The sequence below is a fragment of the Chitinophaga sp. genome (genome assembly GCF_036569125.1).
Taxonomy (GTDB): Bacteria; Bacteroidota; Bacteroidia; order Chitinophagales; family Chitinophagaceae; genus Chitinophaga.
The window spans coordinates 1-8,496 of record NZ_DATCRF010000833.1 but is presented as its reverse complement, the minus strand read 5'-3'; the positions used below and the strand labels follow the sequence as shown (position 1 = coordinate 8,496).

Annotated in this window: 8 protein-coding genes; 2 read left to right on the top strand and 6 right to left on the bottom strand. The window is 46.7% G+C overall.

Going from position 1 to position 8,496, the window contains the following annotated elements; translation table 11 throughout:
* Nucleotides 1-1,248: DUF6531 domain-containing protein (locus VIM87_RS30695; protein WP_332000680.1), on the bottom strand; the 1,248-nt coding region annotated here is incomplete at its 3' end.
* A 131-nt stretch (nt 1,249-1,379) separates the two neighbouring features.
* A complete protein-coding gene (locus tag VIM87_RS30690) occupies nt 1,380-2,114 on the bottom strand; it encodes an N-acetyltransferase (RefSeq protein ID WP_332000679.1) in 735 nt (244 codons plus the stop codon).
* 337 nt (nt 2,115-2,451) lie between these two features.
* Between VIM87_RS30690 and VIM87_RS30685 the strand changes: the two genes are divergently transcribed.
* A complete protein-coding gene (locus tag VIM87_RS30685; protein ID WP_332000678.1) occupies nt 2,452-2,895 on the top strand; it encodes a MauE/DoxX family redox-associated membrane protein in 444 nt (147 codons plus the stop codon).
* Between the two features lie 168 nt (nt 2,896-3,063).
* Here the strand turns inward: VIM87_RS30685 and VIM87_RS30680 are convergent, their stop codons facing one another.
* The 4 genes from VIM87_RS30680 to VIM87_RS30665 form a co-directional block, all read right to left on the bottom strand.
* Nucleotides 3,064-3,675: a ClpP family protease gene (locus VIM87_RS30680; RefSeq protein WP_332000677.1), complete on the bottom strand. Its 612-nt coding sequence runs from the start codon at nt 3,673-3,675 to the stop codon at nt 3,064-3,066.
* A gap of 11 nt (nt 3,676-3,686) precedes the next feature.
* Nucleotides 3,687-3,947 (bottom strand): hypothetical protein, encoded by a 261-nt coding sequence (locus tag VIM87_RS30675; protein ID WP_332000676.1) that lies wholly within the window; start codon nt 3,945-3,947, stop codon nt 3,687-3,689.
* The gene (locus VIM87_RS30670) at nt 3,928-4,458 is read right to left on the bottom strand and encodes a sigma-70 family RNA polymerase sigma factor (RefSeq protein ID WP_332000675.1); all 531 of its coding nucleotides are present in this window, start codon (nt 4,456-4,458) and stop codon (nt 3,928-3,930) included. The genes VIM87_RS30675 and VIM87_RS30670 overlap by 20 nt, the downstream gene beginning before the upstream one ends.
* A 124-nt stretch (nt 4,459-4,582) precedes the next feature.
* Nucleotides 4,583-5,410 carry a class I SAM-dependent methyltransferase gene (locus tag VIM87_RS30665; RefSeq protein ID WP_332000674.1) on the bottom strand — a complete coding sequence of 276 codons (828 nt, stop codon included), beginning with the start codon at nt 5,408-5,410 and terminating at the stop codon, nt 4,583-4,585.
* 778 nt (nt 5,411-6,188) lie between these two features.
* On the opposite strand from VIM87_RS30665, the gene VIM87_RS30660 reads away from it, so the two are divergent.
* Nucleotides 6,189-8,496: SusC/RagA family TonB-linked outer membrane protein (locus VIM87_RS30660; RefSeq protein WP_332000673.1), on the top strand; the 2,308-nt coding region annotated here is incomplete at its 3' end.

The following is an 8,496-nucleotide window of genomic DNA, read 5'->3' as shown; positions in this document are numbered from 1 at the left end:
TTGATCCAGCGCATCTGTGATGGCTGCCAGGTCGCCGGCTTCGTTGTAGCCGTAACGGATCATTACCTGTTCCGCACCGCGGTGCCGGGCCGTTACGCTGGTTATGCGGCCTGCATCATCGTTGGTAACGTGCAGGCGCCGGCCGGCACTGTCAATTACCTGTACCAGCTCACCTTTACTATTGTAGTGAAAGCTGATGAGGAAACCGGCTTCATTACGGATGGCGTATAAACGATATTGCGCATCCGTTGGATGAACTTTACGGAAGTTATAATACAACCGCTCACTATGGTCCTGCAATTGAAATTCATCACTATCCGTACGGGTAAGCGTTAGCTTTTCATGCCGGTTGTAATCCGTATTGCCTGCATAAGGCAGGGCTTCAAATACTGCGCTGCGGCCATCGCCCAGCAATACAACCGTTGCATTTTCGGCAGCAAATTCCTGTACGCGCAGGTCATAGCTGAAATGTGTGCCATGACCTAATACGCCATTATGCTTACTATCGCTGTTCCAGGAACGTTCCCAGCGCAGCGGAATAGGGCCGGCCAGCTCAAAATCCGTTCCGTCATAGATCACAATGCCCTGCACCAGGTCTACCGGTTCAAAGCCTTTTTTACAAAGGAACTTGCTAAGCTTATTGCTACCCAGCTTCCCTTTCAGCGCATGATTGAATTTAGTGAGCGCTTTTTTACCCAGCTTTCCAACGCCTTTCATTAAAGCGCCAAATCCAAAGCTCATCACCAGGTTCAGTAAAGCGCCCGCCCAATCGGGCACATAGGGGCCGCCTACCATTACCGGTTTGCCAAAAGAAAGCGGTATGGAAAAAGAAGTAGGCAGGTACATGCTGGGAATGGGCTTCAATTTTTTGCCGGGCTGCAAGGAAAGCGGAATGCCAATATCGTTGCAGGTCATGAGCATATGACCGGAGGGGCTCATTAAGTTACCTTCCACTTTGGTGGTCTGGCTGCCGAAGAAGTTCACGGAATCGTGCCCTATCATAGGCGCCAGCAGGAAAGGCCCGCCCATGGGAATATGAAAGAGGATAATAAAAATACCGGAGGTATCGCTTTTACCGCGGGGTACATGATTGATCTTGGTGGTAGCGCCAATGAATGGAATATAATCCATGGGATCCACCACAAAACCAATGTACGGATGCGGCAGGGGAACAGGAAAGCCCAAGAGGATCACAATATGGATGTCCAGGCCTATTACGGGTGTGAAATGTTTGTTGGTTAACAGCATTGTTTAAGTTTTAACTCACAATGACATTTCGTAGATATTTGGGAACAAGACAAGATATGGTTACTGTACAATAAGCATATTCAGGGTTGCAATATAGGTTTTTTGTAAAAAACGTACGTGTTAATAAAAAATCAGGGGAGCGATCCTTTTAATACAAAACCACAACACTTTAAACCGGCTTTCATCAAGGTGGCTTTGGAGGCCTGGTTCTTAATGTTACAGCGGGCAGCCGGTACCCGGCCCTGTAAATAAGCCTCCTTTTTCAGCTCCTGCACAATTAAGCTGCCCAGGCCTTTTTGCCGCATGCCTTCTTTTACGCTCATGTAAATATCTGCATAAGGCAGGTTGTAGTTCAGCATTAAACCGCCTTCAGCCACTTCTTCGCCATCTATTTCCAAAGTATAGTTGCCAACGTTATACCTGTTAGGATCTTCAAGCCGTTTTTTGCCGAAGACAACGCCCGGCACCTGCAGGTGCGTGGTATAATGTTCTTCAAATAAAATAGCTTCTGCATTAATGCTGTGCGCATACTCATAAAGCATGGCTGTTAAAAGTGCGTCGTTACTCTGGCATTCAATAAATGTGGCGCCGCAAACGGCCTTTAATTCAGGGAAAATATAATTAGCCTTTGCACGGAAAGGCGGCAGGATGTAAAATTCAAAAATGGCATCCCGGTCCTCTCTTTTACTTTGGCCCCACACGGCGCCGTAGCCTACTTTTTGCCCATTTACCAGGAACAGGTAAGTATCTGCCCAGTCGTACAGGTGACACTTATCATAAATAAACTGGAAGTTACTTTCATGCAAAAATAAACTGCGCAGCGGCTGTATATCAGCCAGCGCAACCGGGATTACTTTAATGTCCATATGCCACAGGCGTAAAATGTGAATGGTTTAGGTATTCCATCACGTAAAGTACAAAATGTGCAGGAAAGTGAGGGAGCGATGGTATAAATGGAAAAACCGGACAAGAAAATCCGGTTTTTGTCCGCGTGATGCGAAACATGCATATATAATTCCTCGCTATGAATTTCGTGCTTTTAAAAACTTACCAGGATAATGATTCGTTAACGCAATTGTTAATCCAATACTAACAGCAATGGGCGTACTCAGCTACAGTATTTAACGCCAGATTAACCGGAGAATAAATTATTATTTTTATATTTATTGGCTATAGCCAAAAAGATTGTCAACGCATCTCCCTATGAAAAGAAAAACGTTCGTGGATATTATTGCCTATCTGTTTATTGTACTCTTCATTTATGCAAGTGTCAATAAGCTCATGGACTATGAGAACTTCAGCGCGGAGCTGGGCAAGTCGCCCCTGCTCACAGCTTTTGCCCCGTGGGTAGCCTGGGGCATCCCGGCAATTGAGCTGATCGTAGTGGTGTTACTAACGGTGCCTAAATGGATCCTGGCAGGGTTTTATGCAGCTTTCAGCCTCATGACCATGTTCACCGCATATATTATTGCCATTCTGAAGTTCAGCGATTTTATTCCCTGCTCCTGCGGGGGCGTGCTGCAAAGCATGAACTGGGATCAGCACCTGGTATTTAATATCTTTTTTATTGTGCTGGGCTTTATCGGCATCCTGCTATACGAGGCCGATGATCATAAAACGGTAAAAGTGCAGCCGGTAGCTGCATAATGTTATATAATAAATGCAGGGTAAACCGAAACCTGTAAGTAAAAAGTAGGTATTGATCACGAAAACTTATGTTATGTGAGCAATTGTCATTAACCAAGATCAATTTTTTTCACCTTATAAGCCGGGGCCCCCTCCGGCTTATGTTTTTCCCTCATGGCGGAAGGAGCATCAGGATCCGGTAGCTGCCGGCTTAGCCGGCAATTGCAGCTCAGTGGCATTGCCCAGCACCTCATCTATCAGCCCAAAATCTTTGGCTTCGATTGCATTCATAAACTTATCCCTTCTGAAAGTTTCTTCGATCTCATCCCGTGTATGGCCGGAATGCTGCCCGATGATGTGGAACAAACGGTTCTGCAGGCGTTCCTGTTCCCGGTAGGCAATACTTACATCTTCCGTATAACCTTTGGCGCCTCCGCTGGTAGGGTGCATATGAATAGTGGCATTGGGCAGGGCATAGCGCTGACCCGCTGCACCGGCAGAAAGGATCACCGTGCCCATGCTGCCGGTAAAGCCCACGGCCACCGTGGAAACGGGCGATTTCATACTCTTCATGGTATCATAAATAGCCAGGCCGGCATACACGCTGCCGCCGGGGCAGTGAACATATAAGCGCACGGGATAATGGTTCTCACTATCCAGGAACAGCAGCTGCGCTACTACCAGGTTGGCCACCTGGTCATCAATACCGGCGCCCAAAAAAATGATGCGTTCCTTTAAGAGCAGGCTATAGATATCATAGGCGCCACGGGTGGCGCTATCCAATACGGTTGGTATTAGCATGGCAATAAATTTTATTTAAAAATAGCAATGAGCGCTGCCTGGAAGGCAGGATCTGTTGTGCAGAGGTTATCGAAGATGGTTTGCAGCTGCTGCCGTTTTGCGTCCCGGCCCAATGAGCGTATAAGCTGATGCGCCTGTGCCTGCGCCTGCACATTTTCCTGCAAGCTGCTGTTGGTAAGCATTTGCGCCTGGAACAGCAGCTTGTCTTCTGTGCTCATGGCCTGCAGCAGGTACTGGTCAATGTGCTGTGCTTCATCCAATAACTTCCTCATAAGCGGCGCTGCTTTTAATGTGATCGCGAACTTTTTCCAGGCACTTGTACTTCTGTACGGTGGCAGAGTGGATGGTCTTGTAATGGAATTTTTCGGCAATCTCCTGCATGGAGTGCTGCTCATAATAGAACGCCTGTAACAGCTGCATGCATTTTCTGCCGGCTGTTTGCAGGTATTGCAGCAGGGACCGGCTTTTTTCAGGTACCGGTGTATAAAAGTCTTCCGGGATGCTGTAAGCGTCTGTTATATGATCGTCCAGCGGCTGCTGGCGGCTATCGGTTTTAAATTTCCGCAGCCATAATATTTTGGTGATGCCCACAAGGTAAGCTTTGGCAGATACCTGGATATGTAACTTTTGCTGCTGCTGTTTTTCCAGGTAAATAACCAGGGCATCATGAAAGAGGTCTTTGGCGGCTTCCAGGTCGCCTCCCAGCTGCTGCACGGTGCGGGCTACCTGGGGAAAGGTATCCCGGTAGAGATCTGTTAATGCTTGCGCTGCTTGTTCCTGCATAACTATTGGTTTTATATAATAGTGTCCGCAAAAGGGTAGATATCACCCTTAATTTAAGAAAAAATTTGCGGCAGCAGGTTCCTGGTGTCCTGCACACCCGTTATGCCCGGTACAATAGCTGCTGTTACACTACCGCATGTACAATAGAAGCACGCCGCGGTGGCTGCAACCCGTCGGTACGGCCGGCAAAGTACCTGGCTGCCTGCTCCGGCGTAAAAAAGGATACCGTTGTAAACCCGTGCTGCCGCAGCTTTTGTTCCATTGCTTCCGGCGTAAAATGCGTGATCCAGGGCTCGCCCAGGTCTGCGGCCCTTTGGCCAAGCCTGGAAAAGTAATCAGCGCTTTTCTGCTGGGAAAAGGTAAGCACCAGCTCTGTACCTTTTGCCAAAGCGCCTGTAAAGCTCAGTGTAGCATCAATAGCTTCCATGGTTAGATAAGTAAGCACGCCCAGCCAGGCAATAAATACCGGTGTGTTAAGATCGAACAATGTTTGCTGTAAAGCGTTGTTAATAGAAGACGTTTCAAAATCAACCGGTACAAAGCTAAGATTGGGGGGAAGTTCAATGCCGGTTTGTGCCAGCCGGTTGCGCTTTTGCGCCTGGCTATCAGGATGATCTATTTCAAAAATATGCAGGTCCTTAGCCCAGGGCGGCTGCCGGTAAGCAAACGTATCAAATCCGGCACCTAATATTATATATTGCCGTATCCCTTTATCAAATGCCTGTTGCAGGGCATCTTCCGTATAACGGCTGCGCAGCACTACGTGTGTGCGCATTCTGGAGGCTTCCGGCATTTGATAAACGGCCGGGTTATGTTGAATGTGCTGTATTACTGCAGGCTCTAATAACTTTAATATTACTTCATCCTGCAGCAGTTTGGGAACCCCATCTAACAATTGGTGGGCGGCCCGCAGGGCAGCTGCGCCAATGGCGGTTGCGCTGGCTGTTTTCATAATCTTAAATTAACATAGTTAAATATAAAATTAACATAGTTGCATAAATACAATCAAAATGTTACAAACATTCCCGCTTGAATGTATGATCTTTAATAGCGTATAAAAAGTATGTCCTAATATTTAGTTAAAATAATGTTTGCTTTTAAAGGAAATTAATACTAACTATGTGGCAGATCCGGTAGAGAGTACGCCGGTTGTACGCACGAAGTGATATCGAACAATGAAGCAGCAATCTTAAGCACCACGATAAGTTTTCCATGAATCCCCGATGGGGCAATGATGACTAACTGGATTATTTCAACCAAACTAACGAAACATGTAAGAACAATGGAGCAATGATCGATGTTGTTGTTATTCTGTTAGAAAATCAGTTACATTATTGTAGTGAACAATTGAATTGACTTGAGAAAGGGTCGGTTCCAGGCTAACTGGATTATTTCAACCAAATTAACGAAACATGTAAAGAACGATGGAACGATGATCGATGTGTTGTTGTTATTCTATTAGAAAATCAATTTACATTTTGTAGTGAACAATTGAATTGACTTGACTTTAGGAAGGGTCAGTTGTTAAGATTTCTAAAGGAAATGCATGCCTCCCTCTGAGGTGTATCAGCGTCTCTATCTCTAACCAAAATCAATAAGTATGTACAGAAGAACGATGAAATTTAGCGATACATAAGCGTACAGGCAATACTATGTTCAATAATTGCATGCTGCAAAAGTGGCATGTGGCTTTCTCTATGTCTAAATCAAACCAAAATTAAATCCAATAAATGATGAGACAACTACGTCTGCTGATTATTGCGCTGCTGCTTGGCTCGGCAGCATTTGCACAAACAAGGCAGTTGACAGGCTCTGTCAAGGATGCAACATCCGGGGCAGCGCTTCCGGCCATCACTGTGCAGGTAAAAGGAACGAACATTGCCACTGTAACCGGTGGCGACGGTACTTTCTCTTTGAAAGTGCCGCAGGGGGCTTTTACATTACAGGTTTCCCTGGTGGGCTATGGCACTAAAGCAATAGAAGTAACACCTGAACAAACACATCTTGACCTGGTAATGAGTGAAACATCCACTCAGCTGGGCGAGCTGGTAGTAACGGCATTGGGTATATCAAAAGATTCCAAAAAAGTAGGCTACTCCGTTACCAAAGTGGATGGCAGCCTGATGACGCAGGCCCGTGAAACCAACGTGGGCTTGTCATTAGCAGGCCGTGTGGCCGGTGTGAACGTACATGGTTCCAGCGGTGGTCCGGGCTCTTCTGCCCGTATCCTGTTAAGGGGTATGCCCAGTATGAATAGTAGTACCGGTACTACCGGCAGCGGCGCCGGCACCGGCTCACCGCTTTTTGTAATAAATGGTGTACCTATTGATAATACACAACGCGGTTCTTCCGGCGAATGGGGCGGCTCTGATAACGGAGACGGTCTTTCCAACATTAACCCGGATGATATTGAAACCATGACCGTGCTGAAAGGCCAGTCCGCATCTGCATTATATGGTGCAAGAGCTGCTAACGGCGTTGTTATCATTACTACCAAGACCGGTAAAAAAGGCGCTTTCACTGTGGAGTATAACATGAACTATTCTATGGACAAGGCTATTAACTTTACCGATTTCCAGTATGAATATGGACAGGGCCGTCAGGGCAGCAAACCGAATAATGCTGCAGATGCACAGGGTACTGCCAGGTTAAGCTGGGGCGCTAAAATGGATGGCTCACAGGTTATCCAGTATGATGGTAAGCAATACGCTTATTCTCCCTTCAAAGATAACATTGCCAACTTTTACAGAACAGGGCCCACCTTTACAAATACAGTAGCTGTTTCCGGCGGTGGCGAGAAAGGTACTTTCCGTTTGTCCATGTCTAACCTGGACAACAAATCCATTGTTCGCAACAGTGGATTAGACCGGAAAACCATTAACCTGAACATGGACCAGAAGGTAAGTGACCGGCTGACTGTAAGAGTGCTGGCTAACTATATAGACGAACAGCAAAAGAACAAGCCGCAGATCAGTGACGGGCCTTCAAACCCCAATAACGGTATCTGGCTTGCCGGCAACATCAACGAAAACATACTGGCTCCCGGTTACGATGCCAATGGAAAAGAAATAGTGTTCAGTGATGATAACTATGTAACTAACCCCTGGTTTGTGGTAAGCAAGTATGTAAACAATATCAGCAGGAAACGCCTGATCAGCGCTATTACTGCCCGTTATGAGCTTACAAGCTGGTTGTATGCACAGGGCCGTATAGGTTATGACCTGGAAAATGACCAGATCCTTAAGGTAACGGCATCCGGCACCAACTTTTCCATACAGAGTGAAACCGGTTATTCCGGCAGACTGGAAGAGCAGAGCCGCACCCAGACCTACCAGCTGAATGGCGATGCCTTGCTGGGAATCAGCAAAAAAATAACCTCTGACTTTAGTATAGACGCTGCAGTAGGCGCCAACTTACTGAAGAATGGTTATGACTATCAGACCCTCAATGGCGGTCCCTTTATTGTTGATAACCTGTACACCCCTCTTAACGTGGTGAACCCGGGTAAGGACTATAAATACTGGAAAAGAGAAGCGCATTCCGGTTATTACACAGCAGATTTCAACTATAAATCTTACCTCACCCTGAGCACTACAGGCAGGTATGATGTGTTCTCCACACTGGCAGGACCCGGTATTCCCAAGAGCCAGATGAGGATCTTTACGCCTTCTGTATCCGGTAGCTTTATCTTCTCTGAGCTGGTGAAAGTACCGCATATGGATTACGGCAAGCTGCGTGCATCCTTTGCACAAACCAGCGGTGAGCCTTATGAGGCATATAAAACAGCCGTATACTACGCCGTGGAAGGTTCTATTAACGGAATACCTACCGGCCGGTTCAGCGACAAGCTGCCCAGCGGTTTGTTAAAACCATACACCGTAACAGAGTTTGAAGTAGGTACAGAGCTGAAATTTTTTGATAACCGTTTAGGCTTTGATGTGGCGTACTTTACCCGCAAAACAAAGAATGAGATCATGCAGGCTGACCTTAGCCGCTCCACCGGTTATACCGGCGGATATATCCCTACCGGTTCTACCC

Excerpts from the sequence above, each read along its gene's own strand:
- VIM87_RS30690 (WP_332000679.1), bottom strand. The coding sequence starts at position 2,114 with ATGGACATTAAAGTAATCCCGGTTGCGCTGGCTGATATACAGCCGCTG.
- VIM87_RS30685 (WP_332000678.1), top strand. The coding sequence starts at position 2,452 with ATGAAAAGAAAAACGTTCGTGGATATTATTGCCTATCTGTTTATTGTA.
- VIM87_RS30680 (WP_332000677.1), bottom strand. The coding sequence starts at position 3,675 with ATGCTAATACCAACCGTATTGGATAGCGCCACCCGTGGCGCCTATGAT.
- VIM87_RS30675 (WP_332000676.1), bottom strand. The coding sequence starts at position 3,947 with ATGAGGAAGTTATTGGATGAAGCACAGCACATTGACCAGTACCTGCTG.
- VIM87_RS30670 (WP_332000675.1), bottom strand. The coding sequence starts at position 4,458 with ATGCAGGAACAAGCAGCGCAAGCATTAACAGATCTCTACCGGGATACC.
- VIM87_RS30665 (WP_332000674.1), bottom strand. The coding sequence starts at position 5,410 with ATGAAAACAGCCAGCGCAACCGCCATTGGCGCAGCTGCCCTGCGGGCC.